The following is a 449-nucleotide window of genomic DNA, read 5'->3' as shown; positions in this document are numbered from 1 at the left end:
TGCCGGTACTTCTTGCGCCTGGCCGCCTGGTCGAGCCGGTTGTGGATTTCGGCCTGCAGGGTCTCGTCCGTCCAGGTGTCGTTGAAGCGGATGTTGAAGGTCGCGGTCGCTTTGGCCGGGATGACATTGGTGGCCGGGTTGCCCACATCGATGGAGGTGACCTCCAGATTGGTCGGCTGGAAATCCCTGGTTCCCTTGTCGAAAACCGGATGCAGCAAGGCATCGACCAGGCTCATCAGCCCGCGCACCGGATTGTCGGCAAGCAAGGGATAGGCGACATGGCCCTGGCGGCCATTGACGGTGACGGCGCCGGACATCGAGCCGCGGCGGCCGATCTTGATCATGTCGCCCAGCGCATCCGGGTTGGTCGGCTCGCCGACGACAGAGGCATCCCATTTCTCGCCCCTGGAAGCCGCCCATTCGAGCAGCTTGACCGTGCCGTTGATCGC

The 449-nt window shown here is 63.9% G+C and carries 1 protein-coding gene; it reads right to left on the bottom strand.

The window, feature by feature from the left end:
• The coding region (locus EN879_RS38530) for a peptidase dimerization domain-containing protein (protein ID WP_164774971.1) at positions 1-449 on the bottom strand (449 nt) is incomplete at both ends.

It is taken from the genome of Mesorhizobium sp. M7A.F.Ca.AU.002.02.1.1, from assembly GCF_003998535.1.
Lineage (GTDB): Bacteria > Pseudomonadota > Alphaproteobacteria > Rhizobiales > Rhizobiaceae > Mesorhizobium > Mesorhizobium ciceri.
Note: the sequence above shows the minus strand (reverse complement) of the source record. Positions and strands in the feature narration are given on the sequence as shown.